Genomic DNA, 23,283 nt, shown 5'->3' on the forward strand with positions numbered 1-23,283 from the left:
TACACGTCCACGACCTCCAGCGACTACAACGCCATCGACCCGAACCTCTTCGTCGACGACAACGGCAAGTGGTGGCTCTCCTTCGGCAGTTGGTGCGTCCCGCCAGGGCACCGTGTCCCTGGCGGTGCACGACGACGACACCGGGCTGACGTGCGCCCTCGCGGGCACGCGCCAGTACGACTCGGCGAGCATCGTCAAGGTCATGATCATGGAGGCGGTCCTGCGCAGGGCGGAACAGCTGGGGCGCCGGCTCACGAGCTGGGAGCTGGCCAACCTTCGTCCCATGATCACCAGGTCCGACAACACGGCCGCCCGACGGCTGTGGGCCGGCGTCGGCCGCATCGACCTGGGCCGCCTACTGGCCCTCGCCGGAACCAGCGGCACCGTGCTGGGCCCCGGCGACTACTGGGGTCTGACCCGCACCACGGCCGCCGACCAGCTGCGCCTGCTCGACGTGCTCACCCGCACCGGCTCGTTCCTCAAGAGCCGCGCCTACGGCCTGAAGCTGCTCGGCCAGGTCCGCAGCGACCAGCGCTGGGGTGTGCCGGCCGGGATGCCGCGCGGCCTGAAGGCCCACCTCAAGAACGGCTGGCTGCCGCGGTCCACGCACGGCTGGCGGGTGCACAGCGTCGGCGCGTTCACCGGCCCCCACCGCACGTACCGCATCGTCGTCCTCTCGCACGACAACCCGACGATGGCGTACGGCGTCCGCACCATCGAGCGCATCGCACAAGCGGTCCACCGCGGCCTCAACGGCGACACCGGTCCCGACCCCGGCCGCGGTGCCGCCCGTGGTCTGACCCCGGAGCGTGAGATCAGTGAGCTGCCGGACGGCTCGGCTCCGTACGGTCCCGCGCCCGGCGGGGCGGGGTGGGAGCCGGGCGCCATGCCCTGACTCCGAGGGCGTACAGGAGAAGTCCCAGGACCAGGCCCGCCCCGGCGCCGAAGCACAGTGTCGGGATCAGCTCCCACGGCTTTGCCTCGGCTCTGTGGAAGGCCCACCAGCGTGAAGCCCGCTGCACCGCGGCCACCGCCGCGCAGCCCCCGATCACGGCTCCCGCCAACCACCGGTCGGACGCGGACAGTTCGGGCACCCCGGTCGGCCGTTCCGTCGGCACCGGGGTCCGCCGCAGCGCGATCACCACGAAGACGGTGATGATGACGGCCGCCACCGCCGAACCGCCGTACTGCAGGTACCAGTACAGGGGCGAGCCCGCCACCTGTCGCCCCAGTACGGGAAACAGTCGCATCCCCCACCGGTCGAGATGAGTGAACGCGTCCCACACGACATGGGTCAGTGCGCCGACCGCAGCCGAGACGTACCACCATGCCGCCAGTTCCGGGCGCACCCGCTCGCGTGGCATCCCGCAGCGCAACAGTCCCGCGGGCCGCGCCTGCCGGGCTCGTGGCAGCAGCGCCACCAGCGGCTCGCGCAGCACCAGCCACAGGCCCACGAGCGCCCAGGCGACGAGCACGTCGAGGGTGAAGACGCCGGCGAAGGAGTGCGTGAAGTCGCCGAACTCCATCGCTCCCGGGAGCACACTCGCGACGTAGTAGGTCATGTCGGGAGAGAACGAACCGGCGACGAGGACCGCGGGCACCAGTCGGCCCCGGCCGCTTCCGTCGCCGCGTACGGCGGGCAGCACGGCCGCCGCATGGCTGAGAGTGAAGGGCAAGTCGGCTCCCCGCGAAGGATGTTGGCCGAGCGTGTGGTCCCGGCGATCACAGACGCCCAGTATGCGGGAGGCGGGAAAAGCTGCGGGAAAAGGCACCGGAAGGGCAGAGGAGCGTGCGGGAGAACCGCCGCCCCGGCGTTGTCCGGGCCACCGGCTGCCGTCGCCCCGTACAACCGAACATGGCCAACCGGTGAAAACCGGGCGCGGACGGGTGCCCGGGCAACGGAAGTTGTCGTAGGGTCACCTGGGTCACCGTGCTGGGGAGCGCGGTCGAACAGCAGAGGAACGCGCGGAGCGCGGGCGGTCGTCCACGGGAGGGGTTCACTCAATGGCGGCGCATTTCGACAGGAGGCTGCTCAAGGCGGCGGCCACCACCGCAGTGGCCGCGGCAGCGGTCGCGGCACTGTCCGCGTCCCAGGCTCCGGGAGTGACGACCGACAACCAGGGCAGACAGACCACCGGCGCCCAGCCGACCCCCGACGTGCAGGAAGACGGCACCGCGACGGGCAACTCCCGTTACTACACGGACCTTCCGCCCCTGCAGAGCCCCAACCCGGCGCCCAGCCCCGGCGGGACCTCTCCGATCGGCACGGGCGAGGCCGAGGCCGGCATCCCCGCGACCGTCCTCGACGCCTACAAGAAGGCCGAGGCGTCCCTGCGCGAGTCCAAGCCGGGCTGCAACCTGCCCTGGCAGCTCCTCGCCGCCATCGGCAAGGTCGAGTCGGGCCAAGCCCGCGGCGGCCGCGTCGACGCGGGCGGGACGACGTACTCGCCGATCCTCGGCCCCAAACTCGACGGCAACGGCTTCGCGCTCATACCCGACACCGACAACGGCGCCTACGACGGCGACAGCGGCTACGACCGCGCGGTCGGACCGATGCAGTTCATCCCCTCCACCTGGGAGTGGGCCGGCCGCGACGGCAACGGCGACGGCAAGAAGGACCCCAACAACGTCTACGACGCGGCCCTCTCCGCCGGCCACTACCTGTGCCGCTTCGGCCACGACATGTCGGTCCAGTCGCAGATGAACGCCTCGATCCTCAGCTACAACAACTCGACGGCGTACCTCAACACCGTCCTGTCGTGGCTGGAGTACTACCGCAAGGGCACGCACGAGGTTCCCGACGGCACGGGTTCGCTGCCCTCGCACCACAGCGACGATTCCAACGGGCCGACCCCCAGCCCGTCCCCCTCCACCCCGGCCACGCCCAAGCCGGACACCACGAAGCCGACCAAGCCGAAGCCGACCCCGCCCACCCCGGGCGGCGACGGCTCGGGCAGCCCCACTCCGACCCCGCCGCCGACGAAGCCCACGCCCGGCACGCCGAGCCCCAGCCCCACACCTCCCACGCCCACCGAAACGGTGGACCACCTGGCGAACGCGAGCACCGGCAAGCTCACCGCGACCGCCGGCGACACCTTCGCCGAGAAGGTCACCGTCCAGCCCGAGACCAAGGCCGACAAGGCCGTCGCGAGAGTCCGCATCCGCTTCGCGATCGTCGGCGACACGGACGCGACCTTCAGCGGCGGCGAGAAGTACGCCACCCTCGTCACCAACTTCGCGGGCAGGGCCACCGCGCCCGCGATCGTGGCGGGCGAGACGACCGGCGACTTCACCGTCCGCGCCACCGTGGTGGGCCGCGTCCTGCCCGGCCTCGACTACACCGCGACCGTCACCCCGCGCCAGGCCGACACCCTCGCCCGCACCAGCGACACCGCGCTGACCTGCGTGCCGGGCGGCGAGTTCGCCGAACGGGTCAAGGTGAAGGCGACGTACAAGGACGCCGTCGCCGACGGGGTCGCGGCCACCGCGACACTCGTCAAGTCGGCCGACGACGCCGCCGAGAACGACAAGGGCCCCTACTTCAAGGACGCGGACGGCAAGCCGATCCGCACCCTGAAGGACCTCAAGACGGACGCCGACGGCCTGCTCGAACTGCCGAAGCTGTACGCCGACGACGCGACCGGCACCTTCCTGCTCCGCATCAACACCACCGGCGGCGCCACGCTGACCGTCGAGCTGAAGGTGGCGGCCGCCGCCTCGTAGGACCTCGTTCAGCGGCGCCCCTCCGTTTTCCGCGGAGGGGCGCCTTCGTTGTGTGTGCAACGTGTTCTCATCTCGCGCCGCCGTTGCTACCGTGCCGGACCTGACGCTGTATCAGATGCATCCGTTCCGGGAGGCCCGCATGCGCGCACTCATCGCCGCCGCGACCGGTCTCGCGCTGGCCTTCGCCCTGGTCCTCACCGTCACGGCCCTGGGTTCGCCGACCGGCACGACCTCACCGAAGCCGCTGCTCACCACGGTCCCCGAGCACCCGTAACGCACGCACAGGGAGGACGCCGAGATGCGCCGCAAGGCCAGCCTCATCCTGCTCGCCCTCGCCGTGTTCTTCGCGGCGCTGTCCCCGCTGCTGCGCTGGTACGCCTTCCCGCGACTGGCGAAGATCCCGGCGGGCCAGTACCAGGACATGGTCCTGGAGGCGAAGAACGCCACCCTCATCGACTACGGCACGATGAAGGCCAGGACCGTCCCCAAGGTGACCGTCGTGCAGACCCTCAAGGGCAACGTCGAGGCCTCGGAGAAGATCGAGAAGACCGCCGGACGGGACGTGGTGGTCTGGGACTCCCTCTCCTACGTCCAGGGCCCCGACGGCAAGATGATCTCCAAGATCCCCGAGCGCTACATCTTCGACGCCCACAGCCAGGAACCCGTGCACGCCACCGGCGAGATGGTCGACGGCGACGCGGTGCGCCGGAACGGCATCGAGTTCAAGTGGCCCTTCCTCACCGAGAAACGGGACTACGAGTACTTCGACGCGCAGACCCGCACCACCGCCCCCATCCACTACAAGGGCACCCAGGACTTCCGCGGCCTCAAGGTCTACTACTTCGAGCAGACCATCCCCTGGACCAAGGTCCACTTCCCCCGGACCATGCCCGTCAAGGGCATCACCCGGGAATCGCTCGCCAAGACCGGCACCGCCATGTGGTACACCACCGTCCGCAAGTTCTGGGTCGAACCCGTCACCGGGGCGCCCGTCTACGGCGAGGAGATCCACAAGGAGGAGCTGCGCGGCGGCACCCTCCTGGGCGACCGCGACAAGGTCACCGCGTTCGCCGGGCACGTGAAGATGCGCGAGGACTACATCGAGCACACCGTCGCCCTGGTCAAGTCCAACCGCACCACGATCCTGCTGCTGACGTCGTACCTGCCCTGGGGCTTCCTGAGCCTCGGCATCGGGCTCCTGGCGCTCTCCCTCTACCTGGAGGCGCGCAGCCGCCGCCCGGGCGACCCGACACCCGCCGAGGCCGCGGAACCCGAACCGGTCAGCGCCTGAACCAGGTCAGCGCCCCAGCCGCGCGTTGGTGTGCCGCGTCGGCGCCGCGGTCGCCGGGTCCTCGGGCCACGGGTGCTTGGGGTAGCGGCCGCGCAGTTCGGCCCGTACAGCCTTGTAGCCGTCCTTCCAGAAGGACTCCAGGTCGGCGGTGACGGCGGCGGGCCGCCCGGCGGGGGACAGGAGATGCACGAGCAGGGGCACGCCCGCCACCCGCGGTGTCCGCGCCAGGCCGAACATCTCCTGGAGTTTCACCGCCAGCACGGGCCGCTCGGGGTCGCCGTAGTCGATCCGGATCGCGGACCCGCTCGGCACCTCGACCCGCTCCGGGGCGAGCTCGTCGAGCCGTGCCGCCTCCCCGGAGGCCCACGGCAGCAGCCGGGTCAGCGCCTGCCCGGCATCGATGCGGCCCAGATCGGCGCGTCGGCGTGCCCGGCCCAACTCCGGCTCCAACCACTCGTCCACGCGCGCGTGGAGGGCGTCGTCGGACACCTCGGGCCACGGCGCGCCGAGGTGCAGCCGCAGAAAGGCGAGCCGCTGCCGCAGGGCCTCGCTGTCCCGAGTCCACCGCAGCAGCGACAGCCCCTCCTCCCGCAGCCCTTCAACAAGCGCCTGCCGTACGAGTCCGGGGTCGGCGTTCCTGATCGGCCGTACCGTCAGCTCCACCGCACCCAGGCGCTCGACCCGCCGGGCCACCACGTCCCCGTCGGCCCAGTGGACCTCGTCGCCCTCCCCGTGCAGCGCCCCGGCGGCCCGCCGCGCGGTCTCCTCGTCCACCGCCGCCCCGAGCCGCACGCGCGCGTGCCCCGCTCCCACGGGCCGATCCGCGACGGCGACGGCGAGCCAAGGCGCTCCCCGCAGCCCTGATCCGTCGGCGACCTCGGCCCGGGTCCCGGACACCATCAGGTACGAACCCCCTTGCGCCCGCGCGACCCGCTCCGGGAAGGCGAGGGCGGCCACGAGAGCAACGACGCGATCGTCCCCCACGGCCGCCGGCCCGCCCGCGGCGGCCCTGGCGGGCGAGGACGCGGCTCGCAGGCGCCGGGCCTCCGTGCGCCAGCGGGTCGCGTACGCGTCGCCGCCGCGCCGGGCGGCTCGCCAGGCCGCGGCGAGATCGTCGCCGTACTCCCGGGGCGGCTCCTCGCTCAGCAGGGCGACGACCTCGGCGGCCCGCTCCGCGCCCACTTCGGGGGCCGCGTCCAGCAGGGCGCGGGCGAGCCGGGGATGCAGGCCGAGGCGGGCCATCCGGACGCCGCGCTCGGTGGCCCGGCCCGCCGGGTCGACCGCACCGACCGCCGTGAGGACGGACCGCGCGGCGGCCATCGCCCCGCCCGGCGGCGGATCCAGCAGCGCCAGCCCGGAGGCCTCGGGATCGCCCCAGCAGGCCGCCTGGAGAGCGAACGCCGTCAGGTCGGCCACCTTGATCTCGGGGGAGGGGAAACGCGGCAGACGGGCGTCCTCCGCCTCCGCCCAGCACCGGTAGACCGCACCCGGCGCCTCCCGCCCGGCCCGCCCCGCGCGCTGGCGCCCCGCGGCCTGCGAGGCCCGTACCGTCGTGAGCGCGCTAAGCCCGCGCGCGTGGTCCACCCGCGGCTCCCGCGCGAGCCCCGAGTCCACGACCACCCGGACACCCGGCACCGTCAGCGACGACTCGGCCACCGCGGTCGCGAGCACCACCCGGCGCCGTGTGCCCCCCGCCAGCACCGCGTCCTGCACGGCCGCCGGGGCCCGTCCGTGCACCTGGAGCACCTCGACCTCGGCGAGACCGCCGAGCTGCCCGGCGACCCGGGCGATCTCCCCGACCCCGGGGAGGAAGCAGAGGACGTCCCCTTCGCGCTCCGCCAGGGCCCGCCTCACCGCCGACGCCACGTGTGTCAGCAGCGCCGGGTCCACCCGCATGCCGTGCGGCGGCCGTACGGGCCGGGCGGGCGGCGTCCACACCACCTCGACGGGATGCGAGACGCCCTGCGCCTCGACGACCGGCACGTCACCCAGCACCCGCGCCCAGCCGCCGGCGTCCGTGGTCGCGGAGGCGGCCACCAATTTCAGCTCGGGACGGAGCGCGGCGCGTACGTCGACGAGGAACGCGGCGACGGTGTCCGCGTCCAGGTGTCGCTCATGGCACTCGTCGAGCACCACCACGTCCACGCCCGCCAGCTCCTGGTCGCGCTGGAGCCGCTGCAGCAGCACGCCGGTCGTGACGACCTCCACGCGCGCGCGTGGGCCCACCACCCGCTCCCCGCGCACCGTGTACCCGACGCTGTCGCCGACCTTCTCCCCGAGCAGCCACGCCATCCGCCGCGCCGCCGCCCGCGCGGCGATCCGCCGGGGCTCGGCGACCACGACCCGGCGCGCGGCCCCCTCGCCGACCAGACCGGCGAGCACCAGCGGCACCAGCGTCGTCTTGCCGGTGCCGGGCGGCGCGACGAGCACGGCGCCGCCGTGCGCCTCCAGGGCGTCGTGCAGGCCGGGCAGGGCGCCGCGTACGGGCAGCTGGTCCAGGGCGTCGTAACGGATCACCCGCCCAGTGTCGTACGCGGCCGGACGGCCGGTGACCCTCAGTCCCGATCGCAGACGAAGATCGCCGTGCCCGGGATCAGGTTGCCGCGCAGCGGGGACCAGCCGCCCCACTCCTGGGTGTTCCAGGCGGGCCACTGCGGCTCGACGAGGTCGACCAGGCGGAAGCCGCCGGCCACCACGTCGCGCACGCGGTCGCCGACCGTCCTGTGGTGCTCGACGTACACCGCGTGCCCCTCGTCGTCCTGCTCCACATAAGGGGTGCGGTCGAAGTACGAGGCGGCCACCGACAGACCCTCGGGGCCCGGCTCGTCCGGGAAGGCCCAGCGGATCGGATGCGTCACCGAGAAGACGAAGCGTCCGCCCGGACGCAGGACCCGGTGCACCTCACGCAGGACGAGTACCGGATCGGCGACGAACGGCAGCGCGCCGTACGCCGAGCACGCGAGGTCGAAGGAGCCGTCCGCGAAGGGCAGGGCGCCCGCGTCGGCCTCCACCAGGGGGACGGAGCCGCCGATCCGCAGCGCGTGCTGCAGCTGGCGGTGGGAGAGGTCCAGGGCCACCGGACGCGCCCCCTGGCCCGCCAGCCAGCGCGAGCACTGCGCCGCACCGGCGCCGATCTCCAGAATGTCCTTGTCCTTGAGGTCCTCCGGCGGACCGAGCAGCTCGGCCTCCACCTCGTCGAGTCCCTCCGGGCACCACACGAACCGGTCGTCACCGAGGAACGTGCCGTGCTCGGTCTGGTACTCGTCCGCGTTCCGGTCCCACCAGCCCCGGTTGGCCCGGGAACTTTCCGTGACGTCGGCCGAGCGACGGGTGGCTTCGGGCTCGAACGCTTCGGGCTCTTGGATGATCGGCTCCCGGGTATTAGTCTGCGGTCTCTTCCGTCCAACCCGCTCCGGAAGGTGTCACGGAAGGGGTTCCCCAGGCGCGCTTGGCCTCGGGGGACAGTTCTTGTGCCGGGTATGCGGTGTTCCGCCCCGGGTGTGCGCCTTCGCGCATTGACCCTGCCCGGCTGCCCCCGTATGCTACAAGTTGCGCTGCGAGCCTGCCTACCTCAGACGTAGCAGGTTGCGCTCGCATCTGTATGTATGTCCCCTCGGTTGTCGAGGCGCCCCCGGGTAACCGGGTCGGGCGCTTCCTTGGCTGTCCGGCCTTCTGCAGAGCGAAACGGGCTCCCGGCGTAAGCAGTACCTACGACTCACCGTCCGTACCGGAGCCCTTTCCCACATGACGAGCAGCACCGAGACCACCGCCACCACCCCGCAGGTTGCGGTCAACGACATCGGTAACGAGGAAGCTTTCCTCGCCGCTATCGACGAGACGATCAAGTACTTCAACGATGGCGACATCGTCGACGGCGTCATCGTCAAGGTTGACCGGGACGAGGTTCTCCTCGACATCGGTTACAAGACCGAAGGTGTCATCCCGAGCCGCGAGCTCTCGATCAAGCACGACGTCGACCCCAATGAGGTCGTCGCCGTCGGTGACGAGATCGAAGCCCTTGTTCTCCAGAAGGAGGACAAGGAAGGCCGCCTGATCCTCTCGAAGAAGCGTGCCCAGTACGAGCGCGCCTGGGGCACCATCGAGAAGATCAAGGAAGAGGACGGCATCGTCACCGGCACCGTCATCGAGGTCGTCAAGGGTGGTCTCATCCTCGACATCGGCCTCCGTGGCTTCCTGCCGGCCTCCCTCGTCGAGATGCGCCGCGTCCGCGACCTCCAGCCCTACGTGGGCAAGGAGCTCGAGGCGAAGATCATCGAGCTGGACAAGAACCGCAACAACGTGGTCCTGTCCCGCCGTGCCTGGCTGGAGCAGACCCAGTCCGAGGTCCGCCAGACGTTCCTCACGACCCTCCAGAAGGGTCAGGTCCGCTCCGGCGTCGTCTCCTCGATCGTCAACTTCGGTGCCTTCGTGGACCTGGGTGGCGTCGACGGTCTGGTTCACGTCTCCGAGCTGTCCTGGAAGCACATCGACCACCCCTCCGAGGTTGTCGAGGTCGGCCAGGAAGTCACCGTCGAGGTCCTCGACGTCGACATGGACCGCGAGCGTGTCTCCCTGTCGCTGAAGGCGACGCAGGAAGACCCGTGGCAGCAGTTCGCCCGGACCCACCAGATCGGTCAGGTCGTCCCGGGTAAGGTCACGAAGCTCGTCCCGTTCGGTGCGTTCGTCCGCGTGGACGAGGGCATCGAGGGTCTGGTCCACATCTCCGAGCTGGCCGAGCGCCACGTGGAGATCCCGGAGCAGGTCGTCCAGGTCAACGACGAGATCTTCGTCAAGGTCATCGACATCGACCTCGAGCGCCGCCGTATCAGCCTCTCGCTGAAGCAGGCCAACGAGTCCTTCGGTGCCGACCCGGCCTCGGTCGAGTTCGACCCGACGCTGTACGGCATGGCCGCGTCGTACGACGACCAGGGCAACTACATCTACCCCGAGGGCTTCGACCCCGAGACGAACGACTGGCTCGAGGGCTTCGAGACCCAGCGCGAGGCTTGGGAGGGCCAGTACGCCGAGGCGCAGCAGCGCTTCGAGCAGCACCAGGCTCAGGTCATCAAGTCCCGCGAGGCCGACGCTCAGGCCGAGGCCGAGGGTGCCAGCACCTCCAGCGCGGCCCCGGCCGCGTCCGGTGGCGGTTCGTACTCCTCGGAGTCGGACGACAACTCCGGCGCCCTGGCGTCGGACGAGGCCCTGGCTGCCCTCCGCGAGAAGCTCGCCGGCGGCCAGAGCTGATAGCTCACCGCTAGGCGCCTGTCGCTGAACTGCGGGCCCGCACCCATCTGGGTGCGGGCCCGCAGTGCGTGTGGTGGCAGCACGGAGCGTTGCCGTGCGCGCCCGAGGCGGTGACCGCTCCCCACGCGCGCGTGAAGACGTTCCAGGCAGGGTCCGGCGGGACTCCAGCGGCTGAGAAGTCGATAAGAGGTGACGCCCACGCGGCGCGGGCCGGGAATGCCCGCGCCGCGCAGCACGTTGTGCAGTACGAACACGAGGAGGAGCGGTCACTGTGCTTGATCCGCAGGGTTTGTACGCATGGGAGCCGAAGGGCCTGGCAGTCGTCGACATGGCGCTCGCCCAGGAGTCGGCCGGTCTTGTCATGCTCTACCACTTCGACGGATACATCGACGCGGGCGAGACCGGCGACCAGATCGTGGACCGGCTGCTCGACTCGCTGCCCCACCAGGTCGTGGCCCGTTTCGACCACGACCGGCTCGTGGACTACCGAGCCCGGCGCCCGCTGCTGACGTTCAAGCGCGACCGCTGGACCGACTACGAGGAGCCCACCCTCGACGTCCGGCTCGTCCAGGACGCCACCGGCGCGCCCTTCCTGCTCCTGTCCGGCCCCGAGCCTGACGTCGAGTGGGAGCGCTTCGCCGCCGCCGTCCAGCAGATCGTGGAGCGGCTCGGCGTGCGTCTGTCCGTGAACTTCCACGGCATCCCCATGGGCGTCCCGCACACCCGTCCGGTGGGCGTGACCCCGCACGGCAACCGCACCGACCTCGTCCCGGGCCACCGCAGCCCCTTCGACGAGGCACAGGTCCCCGGCAGCGCCGAGGCCCTCGTCGAGTACCGCCTCATGGAGGGCGGATTCGACGTCCTGGGCGTCGCCGCGCACGTACCGCACTACATCGCGCGCTCCCCGTACCCGGACGCCGCACTGACCGTCCTGGAGTCGATCACCGCCGCGACGGGGCTGGTGCTTCCCGGCATCGCGCACTCCCTGCGCACCGAGGCGCACCGCACGCAGACGGAGATCGACCGGCAGATCCAGGAGGGCGACGAGGAACTGGTCGCCCTGGTCCAGGGCCTTGAGCACCAGTACGACGCCGCCGCGGGCTCCGAGTCCCGGGGCAACATGCTCGCCGAACCCGTCGACATCCCGTCGGCGGACGAGATCGGCCTCGAATTCGAGCGGTTCCTGGCGGAGCGCGAGGGCGACGCCTGACCTCCCGGGCCCGCGGGGGCTCCAGCGTCGCTGTCGGAGGCAGGGCCTAAGCTTCCGGTCATGCTGAAGGTGGGCCTGACCGGCGGTATCGGCGCCGGCAAGAGCGAGGTGTCGCGGCTGCTCGTCGAGCAGGGCGCGGTGCTGATCGACGCGGACAGGATCGCGCGGGAGGTCGTCGCGCCCGGAACTGCCGGGCTGGCCGCGGTGGTCGAGGCCTTCGGCAAGGACGTGCTCGCGCCGGACGGCGGCCTCGACCGGCCCAAGCTGGGCTCGATCGTCTTCGCGGACCCGGCGCGGCTCGCGACGCTGAACGCGATCGTGCACCCCCTGGTTGGCGCCCGCTCCCGCGAACTGGAGAACGCCGCCGCACCGGACGCCGTCGTCGTGCACGACGTACCGCTGCTCGCCGAGAACGGCATGGCGGCGCTGTACGACGTCGTGGTCGTCGTCGACGTCCGCCCCGGGACACAGCTCGACCGCCTTGTACGGCTGCGTGGCATGACCGAGGAGGACGCCCGCGCCCGCATGGCCGCCCAGGCCACCCGCGAAAAGCGCCTGGAGATCGCGGACATCGTCATCGACAACGACGTACCGCTTCAGGAGCTGGAGCAGCGGGTCCGGGAGGTCTGGGCGGATCTCGTACGGCGGGCGGCGGGCGCGTAGCCCGCGGCCGACGGCACCCATGTGCGGGCCACGTCCGCACAGGAGCACGGCGGAGCCCGGAATAGGGGCCCCTTGTCCGGGCGTTGAACCGGGTCAGTGAGGGAAGGACTCAGCCGTGCCCGAGACCAGCGGTTCCACTGGACGTACTCCGGAGACGCATGTCATCGACTTCCGTGCCGCCGAGCATCTGCTCGCCGCGCGGGATCCGCGGGGCGCGGTGAAGCTGCTCGACTCAGTCATCGCCGCGTACCCCGAGAACACGGCCGCGCGGCTGCTGCGCGCGCGTGCCTTCTTCGCCGCCGCACAACTGCGGCCCGCCGAGCTGGAGTTCACCATCGTCCTGGAGCGCGAGCCGGACAACGCGTTCGCGCACTTCGCGCTCGCCCGCACCTATGAGCGCCAGCTGCGCCCGGACCAGGCCAAGCGGCACTTCCGGCTCGCGGCGGCGCTCGACCCGAAGCCGCAGTACCTGAAAGCGGCGCGCTTCGACTCGTGATCGCCGGGAGGCCGGCCGGCAGGCTCTACGGAAGCCGGTGTTCCGGCGGCCGGTACGGCGGGATGTCGCGGCCGGGCTGGTAGTGCGGCCCCTGGTGGATGTGCCGCAGGATCATGGCCATGTCGAAGGTGACGATCAGCCACAGCACGCCGCACGCGGCCGCCCAGCCGGGCCGCCCGGCCAGGGTGAACGCGACCGTTCCGAAGGTCGCCCAGATCAGACCCCACACGCTCAGCCAGAAGCGGAGCCGCAGGGCACTGCGCGCTGTCGTGGGTTCACTGCCCGTACGCATCCGGATCACTGCTCCTATGAGAAAACGTACTCTTCGGTGCGGACCTTCACCACACATCCGATCGACGGGAGAACCAGACCGTGCTTCCGGACACCGATGAGCTTCCCGAGCTGCTGCTCGACCTCGCGGTACCCCATGAGGACATCAACGAACTGGTCGCCGTGCGACGGGTGTTGGCGCGCGACCCGGGGGCGGTGAAGCTCCTGGAGGAGTGCGTCGAGGAGCTGGTGCGGGGGATGGGGGCGCCGGGGGAGTTCGACGAGCGGTCCAGGCTCGCCGAGCGGCTCACCGCCGCGCCGGCCGCGCTGGGCCGCTATTTTCCGGCGTACGTGTTCGTCGCGGCGCTGCCGTACATCCGGGCCCACCACCTCGACCGCGGCATCCCGGGCGACATCTCCCGGCACACCCTGGCCGACCTCGGGCGCAATATGGCGGCGCACCGCAGACGGCACGGAAGGGGAGGCGTGCTGGCCCCGCAATGGCTCACCCTGCACTTCCGCGGGGAGCTGTACCAGCTGGGGCGACTGCAGTTCCAGCGGGTGCGGCTCGATGAGCGCGCGGTCTCGGAGCTCGCGGCGGTGGGACTCGACGCGACGCCGGGCACCCCGTGTCTGAGCCTGCACATCGCCGACTTCCGGGGGCCGCTCTCCCCGGCCGCCTGCGACCGGTCCCTGGCGCTGGCACGGGAGTTCTTCCCCCGGCACTATCCGCAGGAGCGGCACGAGACCGCCGTCTGCCACTCCTGGCTGCTCGACCCGCAGTTGAAGCGGTACCTGCCCGCGGACTCCAACATCGTCCGGTTCCAGGAGCGCTTTCGACTCACCCACGCGAGCCCCGACGACCAGGGCAGGGAACCGGCGGACACCGAACCCGTCCGGTTCGTCTTCGCGGACCCGGACCTGCCGGTGGAGACGCTGCCGCGCCGCACCGCTGTCGAGCGTGCCGTAGGGGACCATCTGCGGGCCGGGGGCCACTGGTACATCGGACAGGGCTGGTTCCCGCTGTAGGGCCTGCGCGGCGTGTTTCGCGTGTCCGGCCTGTGCGGGCCGGGAACGGGTCGGGCAGGGTGTCCGTTGGACGGTCATGGGCATGGAGATGCGTCAGGGATACGAGGGGACCGGACCCGGTGCGATCACGCCGGACGGCTGCGCGGTCGAGCTCTACGCGCGGCTGTCCGCCAGGGACGAGCCGGACATCATCGCCGCGGAGCTGCCCAAGGGCGCCCGCCTGCTGGAACTGGGCAGCGGGGTCGGGCGGATGACCCACCCGCTGCTCGAACGCGGCTTCACGGTCACGGCCGTGGACGAGTCGGCGGAGATGCTGGAGCGCGTCCGAGGGGCGCGCACGATATGCGGCCCCATCGAGGAACTCGACCTGGGCGAGACCTTCGACGCGGTGCTGCTCGCGTCGTTCCTCGTGCACGCCGGGGACGTCGAGGTGCGTCGTGGGCTGCTGCGGACGTGCGGCCGGCATGTCGCGGACGGCGGCTGCGTGCTCATCCAGCGCGAGGGCGCGGACTACCACACGAACCTCCCTCGCGAGCGGGTCGATCCCGGTGGCTACACCGTCCGCATGCTCTCCGCGCAGCCCCTGGGCGACGGAGTCAACTCCGTGCACGCGGAGTACGTGTTCCCGGACGCCACCTGGACCCAGACCTTCCTGGCCCGCCCTTTGACGAAGGGGCAGTTCGAAGAGGCGCTGGCGGAGGCGGGGTTGAAGGTGGACCGGTATCTGACGGAGGACGGGACGTGGGTGCGGGCGGTGAAGGGCTGAGGTCGGTGAAAGGCTGAGGTCGATGAGGGGCTGGGGCCGGTGGCGCGCCGGGGTCGATGAGGGGCTGGGGCCGGTGGCGCGCCGGGGTCGATGAGGGGCTGGGGCCGGTGGCGCGCCGGGGTCGATGAGGGGCTGGGGGAGGCAGGCGGTGAGATCGTCGGGGAAATCGTCCTCCACGGCGATGAGTTCGGCGTGGGCGGTCGGTCTACCTCTGTGAAAGCACACCGACTGCTTCACACAGGAGACCCCGATGTCCGAGACCACCGCCCCCGTCGCCCACGCCGCCTCCGCCGCTTCCCTCGCTCCCGCCTCGGCCGCCGCCGGATCCCGCGGCCGCGGCGCCCGGATCTCGCTGGGCGCCCTGCAGATCGTGCTCGGTCTCTTCTTCGCCCTCGCGAGCGCGCTGCCCAAGCTGGTCGCCCAGTCGACTGCCGTCGAGTCCTTCGACAAGCTCGGCTGGGGCAGCACGGGGATGTACCTCATCGGAGTGCTCGAACTCGCCGGTGGCATCGCGCTGTTGATCCCGATCCTGTCGTCCGTGGCAGCGGTCGCGCTCAGCGCGCTGATGGTCGGCGCCTTCATCGTGAACGTCACCGCCCTGCACGGCCCGTACGCGGCGACCCCGCTCATCCTGATCCTCCCGCTCGCGCTGATCGCCTGGGCCCGTCGGGGCCACAACACCGAGCTGGTCCGGCTGGTACGAGGGCGGGCGTGAGCGTCGTACGACATCAAGGGGCTCCCCGTGACCACGGGGAGCCCCTTGAGCGCTGCCGTGCGTACGTTCAGGGGCCCTCGGGACTGTCGGCAGGGCCGCCGCCGGGGCCGCCGACTCCTCGCAGGCGTTCCATCTCGCGGCGGTCCCGCTTGGTCGGGCGGCCCGCGCCGCGGTCGCGGACACCGGCCGGGGCGACGGCCTCGCGCGGCGGGGGCGGCGGGCTGTTGTCCACGTAGCACTCGGCCGCCACCGGCGCACCGACCCGCTTGCGGATCACGCGCTTGACGACGACGATCCGTTCCCTGCCGCCCGCCTGCCGCAGGCGCACCTCATCACCGGCGCGCACCGCGTACGCGGGCTTGACGCGCTCGCCGTTGACCCGCACATGCCCGCCCCGGCAGGCGGTGGCGCCCATCGAGCGGGTCTTGACGAGACGGACGGACCAGATCCAGCTGTCGACCCGCACGCTCTCGCCGCCCGCCGGACGGGCGGCGTCGGCGGCGGCAGCAGCGCTCACCGTGCCGGCCGTGCCCGCCGTGTCGGCCGAGCCGCTCGCACCACCGGCGCCCTGCTCGTCGTCCTTCTCGTCGCCCTCAGAAGCCATGCCTCGACCTTAGTCCTCCCGGGGAAAGAGGCCGGGAGGGTTTTTCCGTCGGGCGGTCACCCCCGCAGGCCGCCGGGCGGCACGCGTCGGACGTCGTACGGTGAGGTCATGGACCATGGGCTCGCCGAACTGGACGCGCGGATCGCCGGGTGCCGCGCGTGCCCGCGGCTGGTCGAGTGGCGCGAGGAGGTGGCCCGCACCAAGCGCGCCGCCTTCGCCGAGGAGACGTACTGGGGGCGCCCGGTGCCCGGCTTCGGCCCGCCGGACGCCCGCCTGCTGATCGTCGGCCTCGCCCCGGCCGCGCACGGCGGCAACCGCACCGGCCGGATGTTCACCGGTGACCGCTCCGGGGACGTGCTGTACCAGGCCTTGTACGACGTCGGCCTTGCTTCGCAGCCCACCGCCGTGACGGCCGACGACGGCCTGGAACTGCACGGCGTCCGTGTCACCTCGCCCGTGCACTGCGCGCCGCCCGCCAACAAGCCGACGCCGGGGGAGCGCGACACCTGCCGGCCCTGGCTCGTACGGGAGTTGGAGCTGCTGCGGCCCTCGCTGCGCTCGGTGGTGGTCCTCGGCGCGTTCGGCTGGCAGGCAGCGTTGCCCGCCTTCGCCGAGGCGGGGTGGACGGTGCCGCGGCCGAGGCCGGTGTTCGCGCACGGCGCCCGGGCCACCTTGGAGCGCCCGGGCGGCCCGATCGAGCTCTTCGGCTGCTTCCACGTCAGCCAGCGCAACACCTTCACCGGGCGGCTGACGCCCGCGATGCTGCGGGATGTGCTGCGTACGGCGGCGGAGGCGGCGGGGCTGCGGACGGTGCCCGAGGCGGGTTAGGGTCGCGCGATGGGTCTGTATCCGGAGATCGAACCGTACGACCACGGCATGCTCGACGTCGAAGACGGCAACCGTGTGTACTGGGAGACCTGCGGAAACCCGCGGGGCAAGCCGGCGGTGGTGCTGCACGGCGGACCGGGGTCGGGCTGTGCGCCCGGCTTCCGGCGCTACTTCGACCCCGCCGCATACCGGATCGTCCTGCTCGACCAGCGCGGCGCCGGGCGTTCCACGCCGCCATCGAGCGCGTACGAGACGGACATGAGCGCCAACACGACGGCTCACCTGATCGCCGATCTGGAGCTGCTGCGACGGCACTTGGGGATCGATCGCTGGCTGATGTGGGGTGTGTCGTTCGGGTCGGTGCTGGGGCTGCGGTACGCGCAGACGCATCCGGACGCCGTGACGGAGCTGGTGCTGACGGGCGTCGCGACCGGCTCGAATCCTGAAGTCGCCCTGCTGACCAGGGGACTTGGGAAGATCTTCCCGGCGGCCTTCGAAAGATTCGTCGGTGAGCTGCCCGTCGGTGAGCGGTCCGGCAACCTGGCTGGCGCGTACAACCGCCTGCTCGAATCGCCTGATGCCGAGGTGCGGGCGAGAGCGGCGCGTGCCTGGACGGACTGGGAGACGGCGACGATTCCCGCACCGCCCGGGTCGGTTGAGCGTTTCGACGACCCGTCGTTCCGCCTGGGCTTCGCTCGCACCGTCACGCACTACTGGGGCAACGACCACTTCCTCGGCGAGGGCAACGACGAGGGCGTGGTGCTCCGGGACGCCCCTGTGCTCAAGGACGTCCCGGGCACACTCGTGCAGGGCAGCCTCGACTTCGGCAACCTCCTCGGCACCGTCTGGCGCCTCCACCAGGCCTGGTCGGGCAGCGAGTTGACCGTCATCGACGAGGTGGGCCACAACATGGGAGCCCCGGACATGGTGGACGCGCTGGTGGCGGCGACGGACAAGTACGCGGCGCGCGCGGCCCGTTAACGCCGGGCGCGGGTCCGCTCACCCGCCGTCTGCACGAACTGCAGCTCCAGTGTGGCCGGAGGCGGAGCGATGCCGGGACCGCCGGCCTCGGCCCAGCGAAGTATCTCGTCGGTGCAGTCGTCGCCCATGGACCAGCCGATCCAGACAGGCTTGCCACCGCGTCTGCGACCCTCGCCGGAGGGCTGTACGACGATGATGTTGGCCTGGTCGCAGGGGCCCAGGCAGTCCGTCGTGCGGACGGCGAGGCGTCCGGCGGAGGCGGTGGCCGCGGCGCGCAGCCGGTCGAGCTGCCATACGTGGTCGTAGCCGGGGTACTTGCGCGCGTCGCCGCAGCAGCAGCCGCGGCAGACGACGAGGGTGCAGGGGCGGGTCCGGGCGGCACCGACGACGGCCGTACGGGCGGGGGTCACAGGTCTCCTTCGGAGGCGGCGGGTGTGCTCTCCTCGCCGAAGAGGTGCTGCACCGTCGAGCGGTAGTTGGCCTGCACGTGGGCGAGCGCGTGGGCGCGGGCCCGGTCCGGGTCGCCCGAGGCGATGGACTCGTACAACTCGCGGTGTTCGGTGAGGAGTTGGGGCCACTCCTCGTTCTGCCGGGTGAGCCAGCGCAGCCGCCCGTCGACGGGTTCCATGACCGAGATCAGCAGGCTGTTGCCCGCCATGGCCAGGATGCGGTCATGGAAGCGGGTGTTGATGTCGGTGATCTGCTCGGCGTCCTTCGCGTCGGTGGCGACGGCCGCGTCGTCGAGCAACTCCGCGAGCTCCGCGAGGGCCTGCGGGGTCGCGCGGGAGGCGGCGAGACCGGCGGCGTAGACCTCCAACGCCTCACGCAGCTCGAAGAGTTCGGCGACGTCGGTCGGGGTGAGGCGGCGCACGACGGTACGGCGCGGCGTCTCGAAGAGGACGAAGCCCTCGGCCACCAGCGCGCGGATCGCCTCGCGGACGGGGACCCGGGAGACCCCGAAGCGGTCCGCCAACTCGCGCTCCACCAGCCGGTCGCCGGGGTGCAGACGGCCGCCGATGATCTCCTGCCGCAGGGTCGCCAGGACGCGCTCGCGCACCGCTCCGAGGGGTTCCCGCTCCAGGTCCGGGGGGTCGATCTTCGTCATGGGACCATCTTCGCCGACTCCGGGGGTGTTTTACCGAGCCGTAACAGAGCGGACATCGGTCGAAAGGGTTGACGGGAGGACCATGACCGCAGTTTGGTATACCAAACGACAACGGCCAGCAGTCCTCCTCCTCCGTCCCCTTGCCCAGGGAGGCCCCGTGTCCCTCGCCGACCGTGCCGAAGCCACCGGCACAGCAGTGTTCGTCCCCGACCCCCGGCTCACCAACGAAGACCTCGCACCTGCGGAGAAGCGCAACTGGAAGGTCTTCGACCTCTTCGCCATGTGGATGTCCGACGTCCACAACCTCGGCAACTACACGTTCGCCGCAGGCCTGTTGGTCCTCGGCATGAACGTCTGGCAGATCTTCACGGCCCTGCTCGTGGGCTTCGTGCTCATCTACGCCGGAATGAACATGATGGGCCGCGTCGGGCAGCGCACCGGCGTCCCCTTCCCCGTCGTCAGCCGCATCAGCTTCGGCGTCTGGGGCGCCAACATCCCGGCGCTGATCAGGGCCGTCATCGCCATCATGTGGTACGGCATCCAGACCTATCTGGCCTCCGTCGCCGTCAACGTCATGCTGCTCGCGGCCTGGCCCGGCCTGGTGTCCTGGACCCACCACTCATTCCTCGGCCTCGACGCGCTCGGCTGGACGTCCTTCGTCGCCCTCTGGCTGATCCAGGCGTTGATCATCACCCAGGGCATGGAGTCGGTCCGCAAGTTCCAGGACTTCTGCGGCCCCGCGATCTGGTTGGTCATGATCGCGCTGGCGGTCTGGGTGCTCTACAAGGCCGGCTGGACCATCTCGCTGACCTCGACCCCGCACCCGGTCTCCACCGGTGAGCAGTTCCGGCAGTGGTTCGGCGCGATCGGGCTGATCCTCGCCACGTACGGCACGCTGATGCTCAACTTCTGTGACTTCTCCCGTTTCGCCCCGGACTACAAGACCGTCAGGCGCGGCAACTTCTGGGGCCTGCCCATCAACTCGACGGCCTTCGTCATCGTGTCGGTCATCGTCACCGCCGGTTCGATCGAGGCGTTCGGCGAGGCCATCACCGACCCGGCCGAGCTGGTCGCCAAGGTCGGCAACACCTGGGTGATGGTGCTGGGCGCGCTGACCTTCGCCATCGCCACCATGGGCGTCAACATCGTCGCCAACTTCGTCTCACCCGCGTACGACCTCGCCAACGTCTGGCCTCAGAAGATCACCTTCAAGGTCGGCGGCCTGATCAGCACGGTGGCGGCCCTGGTCGTGACCCCGTGGAACCTCTTCTCCAACCCCACGGTCGTCAACTACTTCCTCGGCGGCCTCGGCGCCTTCCTCGGCCCGCTCTTCGGCGTGATCATGCTCGACTACTACTGGGTCAAGCGCGGCGACATCGACGTCGAGGAACTCTTCAACGCCGAGCCGGGTTCCCGCTACTACTACCGCAAGGGCGTCAACCCCAAGGCTCTGTGGGCCTTCCTCCCGGCGGCAGCCGTCGCCGCGGTGCTCGCGCTGGTGAAGTCCTTCAGCGACATCGCCCCGTACTCCTGGTTCATCGGGACGGCGCTGGCCGCCGGACTGTACGCGGTCCTGTGCCGGTCCGAACGTGCCGCCACCGTGGAGACGACCCCCGACCTCGTGGAGGGCTGAGCGTGCGGATCGTCGTCACCAACTGCAATACGACGCAGGAGATGACCGAGGAGATCGTGCGAGGTGCCCGGGCCGCAGCAGGCCCGGGCACCACCGTGACCGGCCTGACCCCCACCTGGGGGCCCGAGTCCGCGGAGGGCTGGCTCGACAGCTACCTGTCGGCCGCCGCCGTCCTCGACACCCTGCGGACGTACGACGGACCGCCGTACGACGCCGTGGTGATGGCCGGCTTCGGCGAGCACGGGCGCGAGGGCGCACGGGAGCTGGTCGACGTACCCGTCGTCGACATCACCGAGGCCGCCGCCCATCTCGCCTGTCTGCTCGGCCGCCGCTACGGCGTCGTCACCACCCTGGAACGCTCGTGCGGGCAGATCGAGGACAGCCTGGAAGCGGCGGGGGTGGGGCGCAACTGCGCCGCCGTCGTCGGCACGGGACTCGGCGTGCTGGAGCTCGCCGACTCCCGCCGCACCGAGAACGCCTTCGTCGCCGCCGCCGAACGGGCCCGCCGGGCCGGGGCGGAAGTCCTGGTCCTGGGCTGCGCCGGGATGACGGGTCTGCAGCGCGCGGTGGGGGAGAAGCTGGGGCTGCCGGTGGTCGACGGGGTGGGCGCGGCGGTGAAGCTGGCGGAGTCGCTCGTGGCGTTGGGGCTGACGACGAGCCGGGCGGGGGGCTATGCGAAGCCGTTGCCGAAGCGGAGGGAGTGGCGGGGGCCGGCGGGGTGAAGCGGGGCCGGCGGGGGCGACCGACGCCGTCACGCCTCGCGGATGCTGCCGAGAAAATGGAAAAAGTGGTGAATCATGAAATAGGCCATGCAACCGTACGGGCCGCTCGAATGTCTCCCCTAGTGAATTCACTGTCCCCTTAGCGAAAGAGAAACGGGGGGCGTCATGGAAAACCGTCCACGCCGCGCGGTAGTCGCCGCAGGCATCCTCCTCACCACCGCCGTATGCACCACGATTCCCGCGTCCGCGGCCCCGCAGCGGGGAGCTGACCAGGTCACGGCCTTCCGGCAGACTCCCGCGACCGCACTCGTCGTCAACGCCAGATGGGGCGGTCACTGCACCTACGACCGGCTCGTCATCGACGTCCGGGGCACCGTTCCCCCGGTCACCGTGAAACAGGTCAAGGAACTGCGCTACGACGCCACCGGGAAGAAAGTCCCGCTCGCCGGAAAATACTTCCTGGAAATCAAGCTCTCCCCGGCCGCCGCCCACAACCAGTCGGGCCAGTCGGTCTACCAGGGCCCCCGCCTGACGAAGATCAACCTGCCCAAGCTCAAGGGTCTCGCCCTGACCGGCGACTTCGAGGGCGTGGTCTCCTTCGGGGCGGCCTTCTCCACCAAGCCCGCCTACAACACGTTCAAGCTCCACTCGCCCGAGCGGTTCGTGATCGACACAAAGCACGCCAACCTGTGCCGCTGACACCAGGCGGCTGCGTACGCCGGCCCGGAACCCCTGGACCGGCGTACGCGGCTGGGTGGACGGGATCGCGGCGTCCGTCGGGGTGATCCTGCGGCGACGTGTCCGGTGGTACGCCGTAGCGCGCGCGGCAGGGTCGCACACTCCCCGAAGGACGAGCCGCCGCCCGGGCGCCTTCGTCCTGTCGTCAGCCCACGGCTTGTCGTCAGCCCGCGGCGGCGGGAACGGAGCCGCCCATGTCCAGATCGCTGCCCGCCGCACCCGGACCCGTGCCACGGGCACTGCTCGCCGCGGTGCTCGCCGGACTGTGCTGCACCGGGGCATCCGGAGGCGATCCCGAACCGTTCTGGACCGAACCCGACTCCCTCGCCGCCCGACAGGCCGCCGAGTGGCGCCGGGCGGGCCGGACCACCGACGCCGCACTCATGGACCGCATCGCCGCCCGCCCCCAGGCCGACTGGCTGAACGGCCCGGACCCCGGCCCCCTCGTTCGGGCCCGCACCACCGCCGCCGCACGCGCCGGCCGAACCGCCGTTCTGGCCGCCTACTACATCCCGAACCGCGACTGCGGCCAGTACTCGGTCGGCGGCGCCCCGACCGCCGCGGACTACCGCGCCTGGGTCGACGAGTTCGCGGCGGCCCTCGGCGACCGGGGCGCCTACGTGATCGTCGAACCGGACGCCGTCGCCCAGGTGGTGGCCGGCTGCACCCGGGTCGTGGCCAAGGAGCGCTACGCGCTGCTCGCGTACGCCGTCGACCGACTCAAACGACAGCCGGGCACGCACGTCTACCTCGACGCGGGCAACTCCGGCTGGATCCCGGAGGCCTGGCGCATGGTCGAGGCCCTGAAGACGTCGGGTGCGGAACGCGCCGACGGAGTCGCCCTGAACGTCTCCAACTTCCAGACCGACAAGGCGAGTTCGGCCTACGGCGACTGGCTGTCGAAAGACCTCGGAGGCAAGCACTACGTCATCGACACCAGCCGCAACGGCAACGGCCCGTACGCCGGCACCGACACATGGTGCAATCCGCCGGGACGTGCACTGGGCACGCCGCCGACGACGCGTACGGACAACCCTCTCCTCGACGCCTACCTGTGGATCAAACGCCCGGGCGAGTCGGACGGAACATGCCGGGGCGGACCGGCCGCCGGACAGTGGTGGCCGTCGTACGCCCTGGAACTGGCGCGCAACGCCCGCGGCTAGGGGGTGCTGTGAAAGTCCCGCACAGCACCCACGGCGCCCGGCACGCACCCTCGCCGCACCGGCCGAAGCCCCAAGTACGTCCAGTACGAGGGCCTTCGTCCG

Annotated in this window: 24 protein-coding genes; 17 read left to right on the plus strand and 7 right to left on the minus strand. The window is 71.3% G+C overall.

The features are described 5' to 3' along the window. The first annotated feature begins 124 nt into the window (after positions 1-124). Positions 125-895 carry a serine hydrolase gene (locus tag ABZS97_RS34925; RefSeq protein WP_356144452.1) on the plus strand — a complete coding sequence of 257 codons (771 nt, stop codon included), beginning with the start codon at positions 125-127 and terminating at the stop codon, positions 893-895. On the opposite strand, the gene ABZS97_RS34930 is transcribed toward ABZS97_RS34925, so the two are convergent. Continuing rightward, positions 816-1,676, minus strand: coding sequence for a DUF4184 family protein (locus tag ABZS97_RS34930; RefSeq protein ID WP_356144454.1), 861 nt, complete (start codon positions 1,674-1,676; stop codon positions 816-818). The two genes, ABZS97_RS34925 and ABZS97_RS34930, sit on opposite strands and share 80 nt — an antisense overlap. Positions 1,677-2,004: 328 nt before the next feature. Here ABZS97_RS34930 and ABZS97_RS34935 point away from each other — a divergent pair, with 328 nt between their 5' ends. The 3 genes from ABZS97_RS34935 to ABZS97_RS34945 all read left to right on the plus strand — a co-directional run bounded on the left by ABZS97_RS34935 (position 2,005) and on the right by ABZS97_RS34945 (position 5,014). Beyond that, positions 2,005-3,723 carry a lytic murein transglycosylase gene (locus ABZS97_RS34935; RefSeq protein ID WP_356144456.1) on the plus strand — a complete coding sequence of 573 codons (1,719 nt, stop codon included), beginning with the start codon at positions 2,005-2,007 and terminating at the stop codon, positions 3,721-3,723. A gap of 139 nt (positions 3,724-3,862) precedes the next feature. Then, positions 3,863-3,997, plus strand: coding sequence for an SPW_0924 family protein (locus ABZS97_RS34940; RefSeq protein WP_356144458.1), 135 nt, complete (start codon positions 3,863-3,865; stop codon positions 3,995-3,997). A gap of 24 nt (positions 3,998-4,021) precedes the next feature. Next, the gene (locus ABZS97_RS34945) at positions 4,022-5,014 is read left to right on the plus strand and encodes a DUF3068 domain-containing protein (protein ID WP_356144460.1); all 993 of its coding nucleotides are present in this window, start codon (positions 4,022-4,024) and stop codon (positions 5,012-5,014) included. A gap of 6 nt (positions 5,015-5,020) precedes the next feature. Here ABZS97_RS34945 and hrpB read toward each other — a convergent pair whose 3' ends face one another. After that, the gene (gene hrpB, locus ABZS97_RS34950) at positions 5,021-7,531 is read right to left on the minus strand and encodes an ATP-dependent helicase HrpB (protein ID WP_356144462.1); all 2,511 of its coding nucleotides are present in this window, start codon (positions 7,529-7,531) and stop codon (positions 5,021-5,023) included. A gap of 38 nt (positions 7,532-7,569) precedes the next feature. Further along, positions 7,570-8,382, minus strand: a complete 813-nt coding sequence (locus ABZS97_RS34955) for a class I SAM-dependent methyltransferase (protein ID WP_356144497.1) — start codon at positions 8,380-8,382, stop codon at positions 7,570-7,572. A gap of 376 nt (positions 8,383-8,758) precedes the next feature. Here ABZS97_RS34955 and rpsA point away from each other — a divergent pair, with 376 nt between their 5' ends. The 4 genes from rpsA to ABZS97_RS34975 all read left to right on the plus strand — a co-directional run bounded on the left by rpsA (position 8,759) and on the right by ABZS97_RS34975 (position 12,627). After that, positions 8,759-10,258, plus strand: coding sequence for a 30S ribosomal protein S1 (gene rpsA, locus ABZS97_RS34960; protein WP_356144464.1), 1,500 nt, complete (start codon positions 8,759-8,761; stop codon positions 10,256-10,258). A gap of 271 nt (positions 10,259-10,529) precedes the next feature. Further along, entirely contained in the window at positions 10,530-11,468 is a 939-nt protein-coding gene (locus tag ABZS97_RS34965; RefSeq protein WP_356144466.1) for a PAC2 family protein, read from the plus strand. Between the two features lie 60 nt (positions 11,469-11,528). After that, positions 11,529-12,131, plus strand: a complete 603-nt coding sequence (gene coaE / locus ABZS97_RS34970; protein ID WP_356144468.1) for a dephospho-CoA kinase — start codon at positions 11,529-11,531, stop codon at positions 12,129-12,131. A 115-nt stretch (positions 12,132-12,246) separates the two neighbouring features. Then, complete coding sequence (locus tag ABZS97_RS34975) at positions 12,247-12,627, plus strand: tetratricopeptide repeat protein (protein WP_356144470.1); 381 nt, start codon at positions 12,247-12,249, stop codon at positions 12,625-12,627. Between the two features lie 25 nt (positions 12,628-12,652). On the opposite strand, the gene ABZS97_RS34980 is transcribed toward ABZS97_RS34975, so the two are convergent. Then, entirely contained in the window at positions 12,653-12,919 is a 267-nt protein-coding gene (locus ABZS97_RS34980) for a DUF6343 family protein (protein ID WP_356144472.1), read from the minus strand. Between the two features lie 80 nt (positions 12,920-12,999). Between ABZS97_RS34980 and ABZS97_RS34985 the strand changes: the two genes are divergently transcribed. The 3 genes from ABZS97_RS34985 to ABZS97_RS34995 all read left to right on the plus strand — a co-directional run bounded on the left by ABZS97_RS34985 (position 13,000) and on the right by ABZS97_RS34995 (position 15,407). Beyond that, complete coding sequence (locus ABZS97_RS34985; protein WP_356144474.1) at positions 13,000-13,926, plus strand: acyltransferase domain-containing protein; 927 nt, start codon at positions 13,000-13,002, stop codon at positions 13,924-13,926. A gap of 88 nt (positions 13,927-14,014) precedes the next feature. After that, a complete protein-coding gene (locus ABZS97_RS34990; RefSeq protein WP_356144499.1) occupies positions 14,015-14,692 on the plus strand; it encodes a class I SAM-dependent methyltransferase in 678 nt (225 codons plus the stop codon). A gap of 250 nt (positions 14,693-14,942) precedes the next feature. Then, positions 14,943-15,407, plus strand: coding sequence for a DoxX family protein (locus ABZS97_RS34995; RefSeq protein ID WP_356144477.1), 465 nt, complete (start codon positions 14,943-14,945; stop codon positions 15,405-15,407). 67 nt (positions 15,408-15,474) lie between these two features. Here the strand turns inward: ABZS97_RS34995 and ABZS97_RS35000 are convergent, their stop codons facing one another. Further along, positions 15,475-16,011: an RNA-binding S4 domain-containing protein gene (locus tag ABZS97_RS35000; RefSeq protein ID WP_356144479.1), complete on the minus strand. Its 537-nt coding sequence runs from the start codon at positions 16,009-16,011 to the stop codon at positions 15,475-15,477. A 108-nt stretch (positions 16,012-16,119) separates the two neighbouring features. Here ABZS97_RS35000 and ABZS97_RS35005 point away from each other — a divergent pair, with 108 nt between their 5' ends. Both ABZS97_RS35005 and pip read left to right on the plus strand, forming a co-directional pair. Beyond that, a complete protein-coding gene (locus tag ABZS97_RS35005) occupies positions 16,120-16,839 on the plus strand; it encodes a uracil-DNA glycosylase (RefSeq protein WP_356144481.1) in 720 nt (239 codons plus the stop codon). 9 nt (positions 16,840-16,848) lie between these two features. Further along, positions 16,849-17,820 (plus strand): prolyl aminopeptidase, encoded by a 972-nt coding sequence (pip, locus tag ABZS97_RS35010; RefSeq protein ID WP_356144483.1) that lies wholly within the window; start codon positions 16,849-16,851, stop codon positions 17,818-17,820. Here pip and ABZS97_RS35015 read toward each other — a convergent pair. Both ABZS97_RS35015 and ABZS97_RS35020 read right to left on the minus strand, forming a co-directional pair. Continuing rightward, complete coding sequence (locus tag ABZS97_RS35015) at positions 17,817-18,230, minus strand: (2Fe-2S) ferredoxin domain-containing protein (RefSeq protein WP_356144485.1); 414 nt, start codon at positions 18,228-18,230, stop codon at positions 17,817-17,819. The genes pip and ABZS97_RS35015 overlap by 4 nt on opposite strands. Beyond that, positions 18,227-18,925 (minus strand): GntR family transcriptional regulator, encoded by a 699-nt coding sequence (locus tag ABZS97_RS35020; protein WP_356144487.1) that lies wholly within the window; start codon positions 18,923-18,925, stop codon positions 18,227-18,229. The genes ABZS97_RS35015 and ABZS97_RS35020 overlap by 4 nt, the downstream gene beginning before the upstream one ends. A gap of 157 nt (positions 18,926-19,082) precedes the next feature. Here ABZS97_RS35020 and ABZS97_RS35025 point away from each other — a divergent pair, with 157 nt between their 5' ends. From ABZS97_RS35025 to ABZS97_RS35040, 4 genes are all read left to right on the plus strand, one after another. Further along, positions 19,083-20,558, plus strand: coding sequence for an NCS1 family nucleobase:cation symporter-1 (locus ABZS97_RS35025; protein ID WP_356144489.1), 1,476 nt, complete (start codon positions 19,083-19,085; stop codon positions 20,556-20,558). Between the two features lie 2 nt (positions 20,559-20,560). Then, the gene (locus ABZS97_RS35030; protein WP_356144491.1) at positions 20,561-21,280 is read left to right on the plus strand and encodes an aspartate/glutamate racemase family protein; all 720 of its coding nucleotides are present in this window, start codon (positions 20,561-20,563) and stop codon (positions 21,278-21,280) included. Between the two features lie 165 nt (positions 21,281-21,445). Next, a complete protein-coding gene (locus ABZS97_RS35035) occupies positions 21,446-21,979 on the plus strand; it encodes a hypothetical protein (protein WP_356144493.1) in 534 nt (177 codons plus the stop codon). 233 nt (positions 21,980-22,212) lie between these two features. Beyond that, positions 22,213-23,181, plus strand: coding sequence for a glycoside hydrolase family 6 protein (locus ABZS97_RS35040; RefSeq protein ID WP_356144495.1), 969 nt, complete (start codon positions 22,213-22,215; stop codon positions 23,179-23,181). Positions 23,182-23,283 lie beyond the last annotated feature (102 nt).

This window comes from Streptomyces sp. NPDC005485 (genome assembly GCF_040606085.1).
Lineage (GTDB): Bacteria > Actinomycetota > Actinomycetes > Streptomycetales > Streptomycetaceae > Streptomyces.